Here is an 18,809-nt window from a genome sequence, read left to right as displayed (position 1 = left end):
GCGGATTAGGCAGTTGGCCGATTAAGCTGACATTATGGCGCCCAACGTCACTGCGACAAGGGCATGGCGGTTAATCATCGGTTAATCGCCGCTGCCCATTGTGCACCTCACTTGCACAGGGACAAGGCTTCTCCATGCGTCATTTTTTTGTTTTGTTTGCGTTACTGATCTCGGGCCTGGCCCAGGCTGGAAACAATCCTTTCGATACGAAACCGGACTTCTTGCCGGTCGACCAAGCGTTCGTGTTGACTTCCGAGCGTCTGGATTCAGGCGAAACCCAGCTGTTCTGGCAGATCACCGACGGCTACTACCTGTATCAGAAACGCCTGAAATTCGATGGACTGGCCGCCGATCTGCAGCCGGTGTTGCCTGAAGGCGAATCCCACAGCGATGAGTTCTTCGGCGAGCAGCCGGTGTACCGCCAAGGGCTGGAAGTGAAAATCCCGGCAGCGGCCAGCGGTCAGATCAAGGTCAGTTATCAGGGCTGCGCCGATGCCGGTCTGTGTTATCCACCGCAAACCAGGGTGATCGATCTGGGTGGCAAAGCCGCAGCAACAACAGGCGCTGAAGCCCCGGATCAGGCTTTGGCCAGCAGTCTGCAACAACGGGCGCTGGGCTGGAGTCTGCTGGTGTTTTTCGGACTTGGCCTGCTGTTGGCGTTTACCCCGTGTTCGCTGCCGATGCTGCCGATTCTCGCCGGGATGATCGTCGGCAGTGGCGCCACACCACGGCGCGGGTTTGCCTTGGCCAGCAGCTACGTGATCTGCATGGCACTGGTGTATGCGGCGATGGGCGTGATTGCTGCGCTGCTCGGTGCGAACTTGCAGGCGTGGTTACAGAATCCGTGGTTGCTCGGTGCGTTTGCGGCGATTTTCGTGATACTGGCGTTACCGATGTTCGGCTTCTTCGAGCTGCAACTGCCGGTGGCCCTGCGTGATCGCCTGGAACATGCGTCGCGCAGCCGCAGCGGCGGCAGCCTGATCGGCGCCGGGGTGCTGGGCGCATTGTCCGGTCTGTTGGTCGGGCCGTGCATGACCGCGCCACTGGCCGGCGCGCTGCTGTACATCGCGCAGAGCGGTAACGCTTTGCACGGCGGTCTGATTCTGTTTGCACTGGGCATCGGCATTGGTGTGCCGCTGTTGCTGCTGGTCACCGTGGGCAACCGATTCCTGCCCAAGCCCGGCGCGTGGATGAATCTGCTCAAGGGCATATTCGGCTTCCTCTTTCTTGCCACTGCATTGTTGATGCTGCGCCCGGTGCTGGATCCGTCGTTGTGGCTGGGCCTGGGTGGCGCTCTGCTGTTGATCGCCGCTTACAGCGCTTGGAAACAATCCGAAGGTTTTGGCCGCGTCGCACAGATGTTTGGCGCGCTGTCCCTGTTGCTCGGTTTGTGGGGCAGCTTGTTGGTGATCGGTGCGGCGGGCGGCAGTGATGATCCGTATCAGCCATTGCAGATCTACAGCGCCGGCCCTGTCGCCAGCGCGGCGCCGACGGGTCACGATTCCTTCACCACGATCAAGGAACCTGCCGCCCTGCAACGCGAACTCGACGCGGCCAAGGCCCAGGGTCAGTGGGTACTGCTCGATTACTACGCCGACTGGTGTGTGTCGTGCAAGGTCATGGAGAAGAAGGTGTTCGGTGAGGCCAAAGTCATGCAGGCCCTGAACGATGTGCGCCTGCTGCGTCTGGACGTGACCGCCGACAACGCTGCGAGCCGCGAGCTGCTCAGCCGTTATAAAGTGCCGGGGCCGCCGACGTTCATCTGGATCGGCGCCGACGGTGAAGAACGCCGCAGCCAGCGCATCACCGGCGAGGTCGATGCCGAGACCTTCCTGCAACGCTGGTCCACCACCAGAGACGCCAACTGATGCTGACGTTCACCCTCGGCACTTTCGCCATCGCGCTCAATCACCTGCTGCTGATCAGTGCTCTGGCACTGGCGACGTTTGTCGGCTGGCGAGTGGCCAAGCGCGGCGGCGAGAACCCCGAGTCAGCGCTGTTCAGCCTGTTTTTGCTGGGCATGCTTGCGGCGCGCATTGCGTTTGTCGCGCTGTACTGGTCGCACTATCGCAATGACCCGTGGCAGATCATCGATCTGCGCGACGGCGGTTTCCTCGCTTGGCCCGGAGTGATCGTGCTGTTGCTGGCGGCGTTGTATCGCGGCTGGCGCCGGCCCGCTTTGCGTCGCCCGCTGGGTTTCGGCGTGGTCAGTGGCGTGGCGTTCTGGCTGCTTGCCACCCTGTCGCTGAATATCTACGAACAGGGCACCCGGCTGCCGGATATTGCCCTGCGCAACGCCGCCGGGGAAAAGATCAAGCTCCGCGACTATCAGGGCGGCCCGCTGGTGATCAACCTGTGGGCGACCTGGTGCCCGCCATGCCGGCGAGAAATGCCGGTGCTGGAAAACGCCCAGCAACAGCGCCCGGATCTGACGTTTCTGTTCGTCAATCAGGCCGAAAGCATGCAAAGCGTGGCGACGTTCCTGGAAACCCAGGGCCTGAGCCTGAACAACGTGCTGTTCGACCGCAGCGGCCGTCTCGGTCAGGCCGTGGGCTCCATGGCGCTACCGACTACGCTGTTCTATAGCCCGGACGGTCGCCTGCTGACCAGTCACCTCGGCGAACTGTCGAACGCCAGCCTCGCCCGCGCCCTGGAAACCTTCGACACTTCACCTTCAAGCCCGAATCAGGCCGTTGCCCCGGCCAACTCTGCAAGGAAACTGCCATGCCCCGCCTCCGCCACCTGCTGACGCTGACCCTGGGCACTGCCCTGCTGCACTTGCCGTCGGTGCAGGCCGCTGAAGAACTACCCGCAGCGATCAAAAAAATCGAAGCCAAGGGCGCGAAAATCGTCGGCCAGTTCGACGCCCCTGATGGCCTGCGCGGGTACGCCGCGCAATACCAGAATCGCGGCATGGCGCTGTACCTGACCCCGGACGGCAAGCACGTCGTGGTGGGTAATCTGTACGACGCCGACGGCAAGGACCTGAGCAGCGAGCCGCTGCAGAAACTGGTTTACGCACCGATGTCCAAGGAAGTCTGGGCCAAGTTCGAGGCGAGCAACTGGATTCAGGACGGCAACAAGGATGCACCGCGCACGGTGTACCTGTTCAGCGATCCGAACTGCCCGTACTGCAACATGTTCTGGGAACAGGCGCGACCATGGGTCAAGGCCGGCAAAGTGCAGCTGCGCCACATCATGGTCGGCATCATTCGCGAAGACAGCCCGGGCAAATCAGCCGCGCTGCTGGCGGCGAAAGACCCGGCCAAAGCCCTGCAAGATCATGAGAGCGCCGGTAAGGGCAGCGCCCTCAAGGCGTTGAAAGACATCCCGGTCGCCGTGCAAACCAGACTCGCGGCGAACATGCAGTTGATGGAAGACCTCGAACTGCAGGCCACCCCGGCGATTTTCTACATGGACGACAAAGGCGAGTTGCAACAACAGCAAGGCGCGCCATCGCCGGACAAGCTGGTGAAGATTCTCGGGCCGAAATAGTCTTCACAACCACTGACCGGTGCGGGTCTATCAGTACTCACACCGCTCGATAATGTCCTGCAAGTGCTCGGTGTTTCCCTGTTCCGTGAGAAAGCTTGTCACCTCAGCGCACCACGCTTGGTCTGAAGGAATACCGGCCCAAGCGTGCGTCCCTGCCCAATGCCAGGGACGGTCGTCAAACGTATTGATCAGCGCCTGATTGAATGTGTGAACGTTGAACTTGGGATGTCTCGCGTTCTGCAACATCAACGAACCGAACACGCGCTGTTGCGTTGCTTCGCATGGTTTGACTTGCTGGGCTTTGGTCGAGCTCAGGACAATGAAATCAGGTTTGACACCTTCATCGAGCGCGGCCTGCAGTCTGTAATGTCCATCGATGATCACGTAAGAACACAGTCCGCCCACATACCAGAGCAGGATCGGCGGCAAGCTGCCCTCCCTGGCTTTTTTGCGCCACCATTTGAGGCGACCTGCCAAAGGGTCCACCGTGTGCAGCCCGATCAAGTGCCCCAGATCCCAATCAAGCCAATGCACGGTGTGCGGTTGCACGTTGTCGAGAATGCCCTCCCCGCGCGCGTACCAGTTGGGCAGATGGCTGGACGCCTCGGCCGGGGTGGAAAAATACCAGCCATCCGGACCGGCAACGGGTTTGTATCGGCTAACTGCTGGCAATAAAGGGCGCGCCACCCAGTGGCCGGGATAGAGAAAGTCCGCCTGATTGTTCATCAACTGGTTGATGAAATAGCGACACCAGCGCGGGAAGCGCTCTTGGACGGGTAATTCAAAGTGCTCCTGAACGTCAGCCGAAACGATGGGGGGCACGGATGGCGATTCCAGTTGAACGGGCCGCGGATTGCGAACCAGCCAAGCACCGTAATATGAGGTGGCAATGGTCGCCCAGAAGAGTGGGCTTTCATTGAGCATCAACTTCATCCGCCCGTTGTTACCACTTTGCAGATGAAGCGGCGGTTTGCTTGATTTCGGTCGGTTGACCTCAATACTCAACCCAACCCACTTGTCCTCAAGATCCCTGAGGTCACGCCACCAGAACTGTTGCACGTCATTCCCTTATCAAATGCTTTTATAGATGAGTTTCACACTCGTGATTGCATGGTGACCTGAGAGGCCCCTTCGCGAGCAGGCTCGCTCCCACAATGGAATGCGATTAACTGTGGGAGCGAGCCTGCTCGCGAATGAAGCTCACTCGGTGTGTCAGTTGCGCTCGCGGAGAAACGCCAGCAGCGCCTCAGTGACAAACCCGGGATTCTCCAGATTGGAGATATGCCCCGCCTCCGGCACCAGCACACACGGGCAACCAATCAACTCAGCCATTTCCCGGGCTTCCGAGGGTGGCCGGGGTTTGTCCTGGTCACCGCACAGCACCAGCGTCGTCGCCGGGTTCAGCTCGCCCAGCCGTGGCAACAGGTCGTTGCGGCCAAACGTGATGCGCCCCATCGGCACGATGCTTTCGCGCAGACGCTCGGGCGAATAGCCCTTCAATTTCGCGCGAAAGTCCTGATACAGCGCCGACTGCGGGTCGATGCCCGGGCGGAAGAAGATTGGCACAACGACGTCGAGCAATTGTTCGGAGATGGTGCCGCTGTCTTCGATCTGCTTGAACAACGAGAAGTAATACTGGCGCGTCGGTTCCGGCTCGACACCGACGTAGGTGTCCATCAGCACCAGACCGTTGAGACGTTGCGGTGCGGACAGTGCCAGGCGCGTGCCCCACATGCCGCCGACCGAAAGCCCGACGAGGGTGACGCGGTCGATGTCCAGGTGATCGAGCAAGGCCTGCGCCTGTCGGGCGATGTCGTCCAGCGATGTGGTGCCTTCAGGTAACTTGCCGGAATCGCCATGGCCCCACAGATCCAGGGCGATGACGCGATAATGCGGGGTCAGCGCGGCGATCTGCGGCGCCCACATCGCTTGGTCCCAAAGGTAACTGCCGGCCAGCAACACGGCGGGGCCGGTGCCTTGATCAATGTAGTGCAGTGCTTGTCCGTCAACCGTGAAAAAGGGCATCGACCACCTCCGCGAGAAAAAACAGAACCGGCAGACTGAGCTGCCGGTTGGTGATCGTCAAGGATGGAAATGTACGGCAATGTACAGACGCCATTCGCGAGCAGGCTCGCTCCCACAGGGGTTTTGTAAACACCACAGATCCTGTGTGGGAGCGAGCCTGCTCGCGATGGGGCCAGTACAGACACTAGAGAACTACAACCCCTCCAGCTCCGCCATCAGATCATTCAACCGATCGACCTTCTCCTCTGTAATGTCACTGGCCGCCAGTCCATCGATGTATTCGGCGAGTTCCTCCACCGTGCTGCACTCGAACATCGCGCGCAGCGGCACGTTGCGTTGCAGGGCTTTTTGTACCCGCGATGCAATTTGCGTAGCCAGCAAGGAATGCCCGCCCAGTTCGAAGAAGTTGTCGCGCACGCCGACCTTTTCCACTTTCAGCACCTCAGCCCAGATATCAGCCAGGGTCTGCTCCAGCTCGTTGCGCGGGGCCAGATAATCCTCGCTCTGCAACTGACCGATCTCCAAGGCCGGCAAGGCTTTGCGGTCGAGTTTGCCGTTGGCATTGAGCGGCATCTGCTCCAGCCATAGCCAGTGCAGCGGCACCATGTATTCGGGGAGTTCGGCGCGCAGGCGCTGCTTGATCCGCTCCAGGCGTTCGCCCGGATTGAGCGCTGCATCGGCCGCGACCAGATAACCGACCAGATGCTTGCCGTTGACGCCCTCCTGCACACCAACCGCAGCGTCACGCACTTCCGGTTGTTCATGCAGGCGCGCTTCGATTTCACCGAGTTCGATGCGGTAGCCGCGAATCTTCACCTGATGATCGACGCGGCCGACGTATTCCAGCACGCCGTCCGCGCGGCGCCGCGCCAGGTCACCGGTGCGGTACAAGCGCTCGCCCGGCGCGCCGAACGGGTTCGGCACAAACACCGGCGCGGTGCGCAGCGGATCGCTGACGTAACCGCGACCGACGCCGGTCCCGGCAACACATAACTCACCCACCGCGCCCAAAGGCACCAGATCCAGCGCGCCATCGACCAGGTACAGCAAGTTATTGTCGGTCGGCGTGCCGATCGGCAAGTAACTGCCGCGCGTCGAGGCCATGTCGACACGGAAGAACGCCACGTCATCCGAGCATTCCGCTGGGCCGTAAGCATTGACCAGACCAATATCCGGGTAACGCAGCAGCCATTGATGGGCCAGTTCCGGCGGCATCGCTTCACCGGTCGGCAGCATCCAGCGCAAGCCGTCGAGGCTCAGACGCTCGGAGCCGAGCATGCCCTGAATCAGCGACGGCACACTCTCCAGCACGGTGATGCCCTGCGCCTGCACATGCGCCAGCAGACCTTGCGGATCGTGGGCAATCGCGTTCGGCACGATGTCGACCCGCGCGCCGAACAATGGCGCGGCTAGGAACTGCCAGACGGAAATGTCGAAGCTTTGCGAGGCGGTCTGCGCAATCACATCGGCCTCGCTCAAGTCGAGGTACGGACGTTTGCTCAACTGGTTGTTGAGCATGCCGCGCTGCTCGACCATCACGCCTTTAGGCAGCCCGGTCGAACCCGAGGTGTAGATCACATAGGCAAGATTGTCCGGGCCACTGTGGATGCCGAGATTGTGCGTCGCTGCCACCGATGCCTGCACCTCTTCCCACACCAGCAGGCGCGGACGATTCGAACAGCCAAACTCTTCGAGCAAGGTCTGCGCCTGCTCAAGGCAAGCGGCGCTGCACACCAGCAACGGCGTGCGGCTCAGCTCGATGATGCGGCTCAGACGCTGGCTCGGCAGGCCCGGATCCAGCGGCAGATAACCAGCGCCGGCCTTGAAGCTGCCGATGATCATGCCGAGCAGGTCGAGATTACGCTCGGCCAGCAGCGCCACCGGTTGGTCCATGCGCACACCGGCAGCGACCAGGGCATGGCCGAGGCGGTTGGCGTTGTGGTTCAGCTCGGCGTAGCTCAATTGCTCGTCGAGGCAACTGGCGGCGATGCGCTGCGGATGCGCCGCGACCTGCGCTTCGAACAGCGCCACATAGCTTTGCTCCAGCGGATAGTCGTGGCCGCTCTGGTTGCAACCGTGCAGCAGGAAATCGCGTTCTTCGTCGCCCAGCAGCGGCAAATCGGCCATGTCGCCATGGAAGCCGTCGACCAGTGCCAGCAGCAAGCGCTTGAACTCACTGAGCATGCGCTCGACCGTCGCCTCGTCGAAGTAACGCTGGTCATAGGACAGGTGCAAGCCAAGGTCATCGCCCGGGTAACACACCGCCGTCAACGGGAAGTTGGTGTGGGTGCGGCCTGAATCCGAGGTCGCATTCAGGCTCTGTGCACGATCAAGCACCGAGACTTCCACCGGGGCGTTTTCGAAGACGAAGAGGCTGTCGAACAGCGGCTGGCCTTTAGGCAATTCGCTCTGTTCCTGGATATTCACCAGCGGTAGGTATTCGTACTCGCGCAGTTGCATGTTGCTGTCGAGCAAAGCGCTGAGCCACTGGCGCACGCTGCTGCGCTGATCGTCCGCAGGCATCTTCACCCGCAGGGCGATGCTGTTGATGAAAAGGCCGACGGTGCGCTGCATTTCCGGCATGTCCACCGGCCGCCCGGCCACGGTGACGCCGAAGAGCACATCGCGATCACCGCTCAGACGCCGCAAAACCAGAGCCCACGCAGCCTGGGCGAAGGTGTTGACGGTCAGTTGATGTGCCTGCGCCAGCTCCCGCAGCCGTGCACCGTCCTCGACATTCAGGCGGGTGTAACGGTCGCCGACGATCATGCCGCCGCTTTCACCGGCGTGTTCGCGCAGGAACGGACGGTCGCTCGGAATCGGCGTGGTGCGCTCGAACCCTTGCAGGTTCTGCTGCCACCACTGCCGCGCCTCGGCCAGGCTCTGGCGTTGCAGCCAGCCGATGTAATCGCGATAACGCGGCGGCACGCTCAACTGCGCTTCGCGTCCTTCACCGAGGGCGCTGTAGATTTCGAAGAAATCGTTCATCAGCAGCGAACGGCACCAGGCGTCGATGAGAATGTGGTGGTTGCTCATCATGAACCAGTAACGCGCCGCGCCGACCTTGATCAGGCGCAGGTGAAACGGCGCCTGATTGAGCAGATCGAACCCGGCTTCGCGCTCGCTTTTCAGCAGCGCTTGCAGCTTCGGTTCCTGCTCGGATTCGGCGATGGCGCTCCAGTCCAGATACTCGATCGGCGTGCGACCCGGGGTGTGAATCACTTGCAGCATGTCTTCGCCGACGTTCCAGCAGAACGACGCGCGCAGTGCTTCATGACGGGCGATCACCGCTTGCCAGGCCTGGGCGAAACGCTCGGGATCGAGCTCGCTGTTGATGCGGTAACGATCCTGCATGTAGTACAGGCCGGTACCCGGCTCGAGCAGGGTGTGCAGCAACATGCCTTCCTGCATCGGCGTCAGCGGGTAGACATCTTCGATGTGCGCGGCCGGCACCGGCAAGGCATCGAGTTGTGCCTGAGTCAGTTTCGCCAGCGGGAAGTCCGACGGTGTCAGGCCGCCGGCCTCGTCTTGCAGACAGTGGGCGATCAGGCTTTGCAACTCACCGAGGTAGGCGGCGGCCAGATCGTTAATGGTTTGCGCCTCGTAACGCTCATCACTGAAGGTCCAGCGCAGCAGCAATTCACCACCGTAAATCTGACTGTCGACACTCACCTCGTTGGGCAACGGCGCCTGCGGATCGTGGGCGGCACCGACCGCTTCATCCAGCGGACGGAACAGCGCATCGGCGCCGAAGCTCTGGTCGAACTGGCCGAGGTAGTTAAAGGTGATCGGCGCCTGTGGCAGCGCGGCCATGCTCTGGCGGCAGCCGTCATCGGCCAGATAACGCAACACGCCATAACCGAGACCTTTATGCGGAACGGCGCGCAGTTGTTCCTTGATCGCCTTGATCGAAGCGCCCTGCCCGGCGGCCTCTTCGATGTTGTGCGGGGTCAGGCGCAGCGGATAAGCGCTGGTGAACCAACCGACGGTGCGGGTCAGATCGATCTCGTCGAACAAGGTTTCGCGACCGTGTCCTTCCAGTTGAATCAGTGCCGAGGGCTGGCCGCTCCAGCGGCACAGCACACGGGCCAGCGCGGTCAGCAGCAGGTCGTTGACCTGAGTGCGATAAGCGCTCGGTGCCTGTTGCAGCAACTGCCGGGTGCGCTCGGCATCGAGGCGTACGCTGACGGTTTGCGCATGGCGATTCTGCCTGCCGCCCTGCGGGTTTTCGCAAGGCAGATCAGCGCTTGGCCCGGCCAGTTGCGCTTGCCACCAACCGAGTTCTTCACGCAGGGATTCGCTGCCGGCATAAGCCTGCAAACGCGCGGCCCAGTCCTTGAAGGCGCTGGTTTTCGCCGGCAGTTTCAGCGGCTGCGCAGCGTCGAGTTGGCGATAGGCGGTTTGCAGATCATCCAGCAACACGCGCCAGGAAACGCCGTCGACGACCAAGTGGTGGATGGCGATGAACAGGCGTTGCTGAACATCCGCAACATCGACCAGCACCGCGCGCAGTAACGGGCCGTTGTGCAGATGCAGACTGCGTTGCGCGTCGGCGAACAGGGCTTCGCACTGATCCAGCGAATCGACGCTGACTTGCCAGAGCACATCCTCATTCGTCAGCGCTTGATGCGTCGCTTGCCATGCATCATCGGTTTCAGTGAAACGCAGACGCAGCGCATCGTGCTGTTCGATCACTGCCAGCAAGGCTTGCTGCAATCGTTGCGGCTCAAGGCGCACAGTCGGTTCCAGCAACAGCGCCTGATTCCAGTGCTGACGCTGGGGAATGTCCGTATCGAAGAACCAGTGCTGAATCGGCGTCAGACGCGACTCGCCGACCACCAAACCTTGCTCGGCAGTCACTTGCTGGGTGCGACTGGCAACGGCGGCGAGCGTCTGTACGGTCTGGTGCTGGAACAGGTCGCGCGGACTGAAATGAATGCCCTGCTGACGCGCGCGGCTGACCACCTGAATCGACAGAATCGAGTCGCCGCCGAGTTCGAAGAAGTTGTCGTTGAGGCCGACCTGCCTGACGTTAAGCACATCGCACCAGATCTGCGCGAGGGTCTGTTCCAGCTCGTTGCTTGGCGCGACATAGTCCTGACGATTGAGCTCCAGATCCGGCGCCGGCAAGGCGCGACGGTCGAGTTTGCCGTTGGCGGTCAGCGGCATGCTCGCCAGCAGCAGCAGGTGAGTCGGCACCATGTAATCCGGCAGTTGCGCCTTGAGGTGCGACTTGAGCGCTTCGCGCAGTTCAGCCTGTTGCGCTTCGCCGTGTCCGGCGACCTCCGTAACGAGGTAACCCACCAACTGCTTGCCACTCGGCGCATCCAGCGCCAGCACCACTGCTTCGCGGATCGAAGGGTGATCGAGCAGACGCGTTTCGATTTCGCCCAGTTCGATGCGGAAACCACGGATTTTTACTTGATGGTCGATCCGGCCCAGATACTCGACCAGACCATCGGCACGCTGGCGCACCAGGTCGCCGGTGCGGTACATGCGTCCGCCATCAGCGGCAAATGGGTCAGCGACGAAACGCTCGGCGCTGATGCCCGGACGGTCGTGATAGGCCTGAGCCAGACCGGCGCCGCCGACAAACAATTCACCGGTCGCGCCTTGCGGCACCAAGGCCAGATCGGCATCGAGAATGTAGGCGACCCGTGCGCCGATCACGCTGCCGATCGGCACACTGCCGGCGCCCTCTTCCAGCACCTGCGGCGCCAGACTGGCCAGCGGCATGACCACGGTTTCGGTCGGGCCGTAAGCATTGAAAAACTGCGCCGGTTGGAATGCCGCGCGAATGCGCTGCAGATGCTCGCCGGTCAGCGCTTCACCGCCGGTGATGATCATGCGCACCGGCAGGACATCATTCTGCGTGGCAAGGAACTGCGCCAACTGGCTGCCGTAGCTCGGCGTGAAACCGAGGACGTTGATTCGATGCGTGCGAATCAAGCCGCAGATTTCTTCCGCGTCCCACTGGCCCTGCGCCCGCAACACCACCTGCGCACCGCTGAGCAGCGGCACCAGTAGACGTTCGGTGGCAGCGTCGAAGTTGATCGAATAGAAATGCAGTTCACAGTCGTCCGGGCGCATGCCGAAGCGTTCGATCACGGCCTGGCAGTGCATGGCGATTTCACCGTGGGAGACCACCACGCCTTTCGGTTTGCCGGTCGAGCCGGAGGTGTAAATCAGATAAGCCTGATGTTGCGGCAGGCTGATAAACGGCAACTCGCTGGCCGGGTAGTCGGCCAACCCGGCTCTGTCATCTTCCAGACACCAGCGCGCCACGTCTGGCGGTAGCTCGCCCAGCGCCTGGAACATCGCGCGATCGCTGAGCAGCAGGCCGATACGGCTGTCTTCGATCATGTAGTGCAAACGATCGAGCGGGTATTCCGGATCCAGCGGCACATAGGCGCCGCCCGACTTGAGAATCGCCAGCAGGCCGATGACCATTTCCAGCGAACGCTCCAGCGCCAGACCGACCCGCACTTGCGGGCCGACCCCGCGTTCCCGCAGCGCCCAGGCCAGACGATTGGCACGGGCATCGAGCTCGGCGTAGCTCAGGGTCTGCCCGGCGAAAGTCAGTGCTGGTGCGTCTTTGCGCGCCAGTGCCTGTTCGGCGAACAGATGATGGATGCACTGATCGAGACGATGCTCGCCCGGCTCGATGCCGAGGCTGTCGAGCAGCTGCTGTTGCTCGGTGTTGTCGAGCAGCGGCAGTTCACTGAGCCGTTGCTGCGGATCAGCGATCAACGCTTCAAGCAGGTTGCGCCAATGCCTGGCCATGCGCGCGATGGTCGGTTCGTCGAACAGATCGGTGCTGTAAGTCAGGCAGCAGCCGAGGCGATGGTCGAGGTCGGTGACTTCCAGATTGAGATCGAACTTGGTCGCCCGCGCATCGTTGGCCAGGTACTCGACCGTCATCCCAGCGAGCGTGCGGCTCTGCTGGAATTCCCAGCGCTGCACGTTGCACATCACCTGGAACAGCGGGTTGTACGCCGCGCTGCGTGGCGGCTGCAAGGCTTCGACCAGATGATCGAACGGCAGATCCTGATGGGACTGGCCTTCGATCACGGTGTGGCGCACCTGCTCGAACAGTTCGCCGACCGACATCTGCCCGTCGAGCTGGCAACGCAGCACCTGGGTGTTGAGGAACGCCCCGATCAGCCCTTCGCTTTCCGGGCGAATGCGGTTGGCCACCGGCGCGCCGATGCGCAGGTCGGTCTGGCCGCTGTAGCGGTACAGCAATGTGGCGAGCGCGGCGGTCATGGTCATGAACAACGTCAGACCGTTTTGTGCATTGAATGCCCGCACCCGCGCGGCGAGATCGTCACTCAGATCGAAACGGAACAGCTCGCCCTGATGGCTCTGTACTGGTGGACGCGGACGGTCGCCGGGCAGTTCGAGGAGCGGATGTTCGCGACCGAGCTGCGCGGTCCAGTAATCGAGCTGGCGCTGGCGCTCGCCGGACTCCAGCCAGTTGCGCTGCCAGACGCTGTAGTCGAGGTATTGCACCGGCAGCGGCTCAAGCGGCGAGGCGCGCTCATCGACGAACGCTTCATACAGCGCGCTGAGTTCACGGGCAAAGATGTCCATCGCCCAGCCTTCGGTGACGATGTGGTGCAAGGTCAGGACGAAGTAATGCTCGTGCTCGGCGGTCTTGACCAGACAGGCGCGCAGCAGCGGACCGGTTTCCAGATCGAACGGCTGGTGCGCTTCTGCATCGGCCAGTTGCTGGACTTGTAGCTCCCGGACTTCTGCCGGCAGGCTGGAGAAATCTTTCCAGCCCATGCGCACGCCGGTCTCGGCATGCACCTGTTGGCGGGCAATGCCGTCGACACTTGGGAACGTTGTGCGCAGGGTTTCGTGGCGCAGGATCAGCGCCTGCAACGCCGCCTCGAAATGCTCGACGTGCAGCACGCCGCGCAAGCGCGCCATGCCCCCGACGTTGTACGCCGGGCTGTCCGGTTCCATCTGCCAGAGGAACCACATGCGCTGCTGCGAATAGGACAACGGCACCGCTTGGCTGCGGTCGACTGTGCCGATTGGCAGCTGTGGGTTGGTGCGGCCGCTGACCTGGATCAGGCGAATCTGTTCGGCGTAATCGCCCAGTTCGCTGTGCTCGAACAATGTGCGCAGCGGCAGTTCGACGTCACAGGCCTGACGTGTGCGCGAAATGATTTGCGTGGCCAGTAGCGAGTGACCGCCGAGGGCGAAGAAATCATCGCGCAGGCCGATCTGCTTCAGACCCAGCACTTCGCGCCAGATCGCGGCGATTTGTTGCTCCAGTTCGCTGACCGGTTCGACGTGTTCACGCACCTGCCATTGCGGCTCGGGCAAGGCGCGGCGGTCGAGTTTGCCGCTGGGACTCAGCGGCATCGTATCAAGGCGCAGCAATTGTGCGGGCACCATGTATTCCGGCAGCTCGGCAGCGAGGGCAGCTTTCAGCCCAATAATTTGCTCATCGGCATTTTCCTGCGCATCGGTCGCCGTGAAGTAGCCGATCAGTTGCGCGCCGGCAGCGGTTTCGCGCACCAGCACCACGGCCTGGGCGACGCCATTTTGCGCCAGCAGTCGCGCCTGGATTTCTTCAGGTTCGACGCGAAAGCCGCGCAGCTTGACCTGCTGATCGAGACGGCCGAGATATTCGATCACGCCATCCGAGGACCAGCGCGCACGGTCGCCGGTGCGGTACAAACGGGCGCCCTGCTCGCCCAGTGGATCGACGACAAAACGCTCGGCGGTCAACGCTGGACGACCCAGGTAACCGCGAGCCAGACCAATACCGCTGATGCATAGCTCGCCCGGCACGCCCGCCGGCACTGGATTGAGATCGGCATCAAGGATGCGGCAGACCACATTGCCCAACGGCCGGCCAATCGGCGAGCGCTCGCCATCGGCAGTTGTGCAGTGCCAATGGGTGACGTTGATCGCGGTTTCAGTCGGCCCGTAACGGTTGTGCAATTGCACCGCCGGCAGTTGCGCCAGTACCCGGTTGCGCAGCTCGGCGGGCAAGGCTTCACCGCCGGAAAACAGCCGGCGCAGGCTGGTGCACTCGGCACTCAGCGGCTCGTCGATGAACAGCGCCAGCAGCGGCGGCACGAAGTGCAGCGTGGTCACGCCGTATTGCTGGACCAGTTGCGCGATGCGATGCGGGTCGCGGTGCTCGCCGGGCGCGGCAAGCAACAGCCGCGCGCCGGTGATCAGCGGCCAGAAGCATTCCCACACCGAGACGTCGAAACTGATCGGCGCTTTTTGCATCAGCACGTCGGTTTCGTCGAGGCGGTACGTGTCCTGCATCCATTGCAGGCGCTCGGCCAGCGCGGCGTGGGTGTTACCGACGCCTTTCGGTTGCCCGGTGGAACCCGAGGTGTAAATCACGTAGGCGAGGTTGTCGCCGTGCACTCGCAGTCCCGGTGCCTGGCTCGGCCATTTATCCAGGTGCAGCGCATCCATGGCGATCACGCTGACGCCATCGCTGGCCGGCAAACGCTCGAGCAATTGCGTCTGGGTCAGGAGCAGTTCGACGCCGCTGTCGCGGAGCATGTATGCAAGTCGTTCGGCCGGATAATCCGGATCAAGCGGCACATAGGCGCCGCCAGCCTTGATGATCGCCAGCAGGCCGATCAGCAGTTGCGGCGATCGCTCGGCGGCAATGGCCACGCACACGTCAGGGCCGACGCCCTTGTCGCGCAGGTAATGGGCGAGCCGGTTGGCTTGCGCGTGCAGCTCGGCGAAATCCATAGTACCGCCGTCCCACAGCAGTGCGGTGCGTTGCGGGCTTTTGCGCAGTTGTTGCTCGAGCAGTTCCGGCAGCCATTGTTGCGCCGGGGTGCACGGAGCGACGCTCCAGTCTTTCTGCTGATTCTGCTCGTTGACCGTTATCAAGCGCAGATCGCCGATGGCCTGCTGCGGCCGTTCGCAGACTTCGCTGAGCAGATTGTGGAAATGCTCGGCCAGGCGCTCGATGGTCGCGGCGTCGAACAGTTCGCTGGCGTAGTCGAACGACAGGCTCAGGCGACCGTTGCGATCCTCTTCGCTGTGCAACTGCAGATCGAACTTGGCTTCGCGACTGTGCCACGGCAGCTCTTCGGCGAGCAGACCCGGCAGGCGCTTGAGCGCACTGAGGTCGCGCTGCTGATGGTTGAACATGACCTGGAACAGTCCCTGTTCGCGGGCCTGCGGGAACGCTTCGAGCAGTTGTTCGAAGGGCAGATCCTGATGGGCCTGGGCGCCGAGTGCGGCCTGGCGCGTCTGGTTCAGCAACTCGGCAAATGTCAGGCGTGAATCGATCTGCGCACGCAACACCTGGGTATTGATGAAAAAGCCGATCAGGCTTTGGGTGTCCAGGCGCGGACGGTTGGCGTTGGGCACGCCGATGCGAATGTCGCGCTGACCACTGTAGCGGTGCAGCAAACTTTGCAAGGCAGCGAGCAGAAGCATGAACGGCGTGGCCTGGTGGGCCTGCGCAGTCTGGCGGATCGCCTCGCTGAGTTCGGTACTCAAGCGCACGCTGTGGCGCGCGGCGCTGTGGTTGTGTCTGGCCGAGCGCGGGTGATCGGTGGCCAGTTCCAGTGGCGGATGTTCCTCGCCCAGTTGCGCTTGCCAGTACGCCAGTTGCCGCTCGCCCTCGCCTTGCGCCAGCCATTGCCGCTGCCAGTTGCCGTAATCGGCGTATTGCGTGGGCAGCGCTGCCAGTGTCGCCGGCGTCCCTTGGGTTGCCGCCGCGTAGAGACGCGAGAATTCGTCGAGCAGGATATTCAGCGACCAGCCGTCAGCGATGATGTGGTGCAGGGTCACCAGCAGTTGATGTTCTTCGGCATCGAGACGCACCAGTGTCACCGCCAGCAACGGGCCTTTTTCCAGATCGAACCGAGTGCGCGCCTCGTATTCGCGAATCTGCTCGGCGCGGGCTTCACGCTCGGCCATTGGCAGGTCGCTGATGTCGATCAGTTGCAGATTGAATTCGGCAGCGGCAAGCACTTGCTGCAATGCCACGCCGTCGCGCTCGAAGAAACGTGTGCGCAAGGATTCATGGCGTTCGATCAGTTGCTGGAAGCTTTTGCGCACGGCGTCTTCGTCGAGTTCGCCACGCAAGCGCAGGCCGCCGGGAATGTTGTAGGCGCTGCTCTGTGGATCGAGTTGCCAAGTGATCCACAGACGATTTTGTGCCAGCGACTGCGGCATCGGCTCACTGCGCGGCAACGTGCTGATTGCACCTTGGGCGCTGCCGCCAGTCTGTTGCTGCTGCGCCACGGCGGCGGCGAAGGCGGACAAGGTTGGCGCTTCGAACAGCAGGCGCAGGCTCAGCTCCACATCGAGTGCTTCGCGAACCCGCGCAACCACTTGCGTGGCGGCGATCGAGTTGCCGCCGAGCAGAAAGAAATGGTCGTCGCCACTGACCTGCTTGACGTTGAGTTGCTCGGCCCAGATTTGCCCGATCAACACTTCAAGGTCCGAAGTGCTGCTGGTCGCGTTTTCCGTTGCCGCTTTAATCGAAGGGAACAGCGCGTAACTGTCGAGACTGCCATCAGCCAGACGATTGCGGCACGCCGAGCGCTGCAGTTTGCCACTGGAGGTTTTCGGCAACGCGCCCGGATTGAGCAGCACCACCACGCTTGGCGCCTCCTGATACGCCTCGGCCACGGCTTGGCGAATGGCTTTGATCAGCGCATCTGGCGCAAGGATTTTCTGCACGCTGCGGCTGATTTCCGCAGCGACGCCGATGCCCTCTTCGCCGTTGTGATTGACCGCGAACGCCGCCACCCGACCCTTGCGCACCACTTCGACTTCGCGCTCGACAGTCTGCTCGATGTCCTGCGGATACAGGTTATGGCCACGGACGATGAGCATGTCTTTCAGGCGCCCGGTCACGAACAGTTCGCCGTCACGGATAAAACCCAGGTCGCCGGTGCGCAACCAGGTGCGCCCGACGTGCTGGACAAAAGTCTTGGCGCTGGCTTCGGGGTTGCGCCAGTAACCGTGGGCGATGCTCGGGCCGGCGGCCCAGACTTCACCGACGGCATTGTCGGTCAGTTCCTCGAGCGTGTTGGGATCGACAATCAGCACCGCGTGCTCAGGCTGACTGATGCCGCAGCTCATGATCGCGCTGCCGTCGCCCGGCTCGGCGCGGTTTTGCGCCAGCGCCTGATCGTCCACGCGCAGCGCCGGGATGCCGGTGCCGCGCGGCGTGCCGGCGACAAACAGGGTCGCCTCGGCCAGACCGTACGAAGCCATGAAGCTGTTTTCGCTGAAACCGCAAGCAGCGAACTTTTCCGCGAAGCGTTCAAGGGTGTCGAGGCGAATCGGCTCGGAGCCAGAATAGGCCACGCGCCATCGACTGAGATCGAGGCGCTCAAGGGCCGACTCGCTGACCCGCTCACTGCACAAACGGTAGGCGAAATCCGGGCCGCCGCTGATGGTGCCGCCGTATTCGGCAATCGCTTCCAGCCAGCGCAACGGCCGGCCGAGGAAGTACGCCGGCGACATCAGAATGCACGGTACGCCGCTGAAAATCGGTTGCAGCAGACCGCCGATCAAACCCATGTCGTGATACAGCGGCAACCAGCTGACGATGACATCGTCCGGGTTGACGTCGATGCCGAAGCCGCGACGGATCAGCAGTTCATTGGCGACCAGATTGCCGTGGCTGACTTGCACGCCCTTGGGCAGCGCGGTGGAGCCGGAGGTGTATTGCAAAAAGGCGATGTGTTCGGGCGGCAGGCTCGGTTCAATCCAGCTTTCGGCCAGTGCGCTGTCGAGGGTATCGACACACAGCAGCGGCGGCGCGCCGTCGATTTGTTGCAAGGCATCGCGCAGATCGGCGCTGGTCAACAGCAGCTTGGGCTCGGCGTCGGCGATGATCGACAGCAATCGCTCCTGATGATGACGACGCGCGGATTCCGGCGGATAGGCCGGTACCGCAATCACACCGGCATACAGGCAGCCGAAAAACGCCGCGACGTAATCTGCGCCGCTGGGAAACAGCAGTACCGCACGCTCACCGAATCCAGCCTGAGCCTGCAACGCAGCGGCGATGGTGCGCGCGCGTTGATCCAGTTCGCGATAGCTGAGCACCACGGTCTGCTCCGGGTTTTCGGCGAGAAAACGCAAGGCCAGTCGGTCCGGCGTCAGGGCTGCGCGACGCTTGAGGGCTTGGACCAGGGTGCTGGGGAGTTCGAACGCGTCGGTCATGAGGTTTCCTGCCTGAATTCGGCTTGCAAGTGGAATCGGGTGGCTGCGTCACACCTGTCGAGAGGCGTGCGGGGCGCGGTCTGTGCCGACCGCGCAAG

General features: G+C 62.4%; 6 protein-coding genes. 3 read left to right on the top strand and 3 right to left on the bottom strand.

Translation table 11 applies throughout. The annotated features are described in order from the left end of the window. The first annotated feature begins 134 nt into the window (after positions 1 to 134). The 3 genes from dsbD to dsbG are packed head-to-tail and all read left to right on the top strand — an operon-like array spanning position 135 to position 3,495. A complete protein-coding gene (gene dsbD, locus ACV8MC_RS15370) occupies positions 135 to 1,868 on the top strand; it encodes a protein-disulfide reductase DsbD (RefSeq protein ID WP_457262502.1) in 1,734 nt (577 codons plus the stop codon). Continuing rightward, complete coding sequence (locus ACV8MC_RS15365) at positions 1,868 to 2,749, top strand: prolipoprotein diacylglyceryl transferase family protein (RefSeq protein WP_457262500.1); 882 nt, start codon at positions 1,868 to 1,870, stop codon at positions 2,747 to 2,749. Before dsbD ends, ACV8MC_RS15365 begins: the two co-directional genes overlap by 1 nt. Then, positions 2,725 to 3,495: a thiol:disulfide interchange protein DsbG gene (gene dsbG, locus ACV8MC_RS15360; protein WP_095182173.1), complete on the top strand. Its 771-nt coding sequence runs from the start codon at positions 2,725 to 2,727 to the stop codon at positions 3,493 to 3,495. Before ACV8MC_RS15365 ends, dsbG begins: the two co-directional genes overlap by 25 nt. 30 nt (positions 3,496 to 3,525) lie before the next feature. Here the strand turns inward: dsbG and ACV8MC_RS15355 are convergent, their stop codons facing one another. The 3 genes from ACV8MC_RS15355 to ACV8MC_RS15345 form a co-directional block, all read right to left on the bottom strand. Further along, on the bottom strand, positions 3,526 to 4,554 hold the full coding sequence (locus tag ACV8MC_RS15355) for a ParB/Srx family N-terminal domain-containing protein (protein ID WP_457262498.1): 1,029 nt from the start codon (positions 4,552 to 4,554) through the stop codon (positions 3,526 to 3,528). 153 nt (positions 4,555 to 4,707) lie between these two features. Further along, positions 4,708 to 5,520: an alpha/beta fold hydrolase gene (locus ACV8MC_RS15350; RefSeq protein WP_457262496.1), complete on the bottom strand. Its 813-nt coding sequence runs from the start codon at positions 5,518 to 5,520 to the stop codon at positions 4,708 to 4,710. Between the two features lie 192 nt (positions 5,521 to 5,712). Next, positions 5,713 to 18,711: a non-ribosomal peptide synthetase gene (locus ACV8MC_RS15345; RefSeq protein ID WP_457262494.1), complete on the bottom strand. Its 12,999-nt coding sequence runs from the start codon at positions 18,709 to 18,711 to the stop codon at positions 5,713 to 5,715. Positions 18,712 to 18,809: the final 98 nt, after the last annotated feature.

Source organism: Pseudomonas sp. PK-RTE-24 (genome assembly GCF_054052265.1).
Note: the sequence above shows the minus strand (reverse complement) of the source record. Positions and strands in the feature narration are given on the sequence as shown.

Bases quoted from the DNA above. Each gene is read 5' to 3' on its own strand.
- dsbD (WP_457262502.1), top strand. From the start codon at position 135: ATGCGTCATTTTTTTGTTTTGTTTGCGTTACTGATCTCGGGCCTGGCC.
- ACV8MC_RS15365 (WP_457262500.1), top strand. From the start codon at position 1,868: ATGCTGACGTTCACCCTCGGCACTTTCGCCATCGCGCTCAATCACCTG.
- dsbG (WP_095182173.1), top strand. From the start codon at position 2,725: ATGCCCCGCCTCCGCCACCTGCTGACGCTGACCCTGGGCACTGCCCTG.
- ACV8MC_RS15350 (WP_457262496.1), bottom strand. From the start codon at position 5,520: ATGCCCTTTTTCACGGTTGACGGACAAGCACTGCACTACATTGATCAA.
- ACV8MC_RS15345 (WP_457262494.1), bottom strand. From the start codon at position 18,711: ATGACCGACGCGTTCGAACTCCCCAGCACCCTGGTCCAAGCCCTCAAG.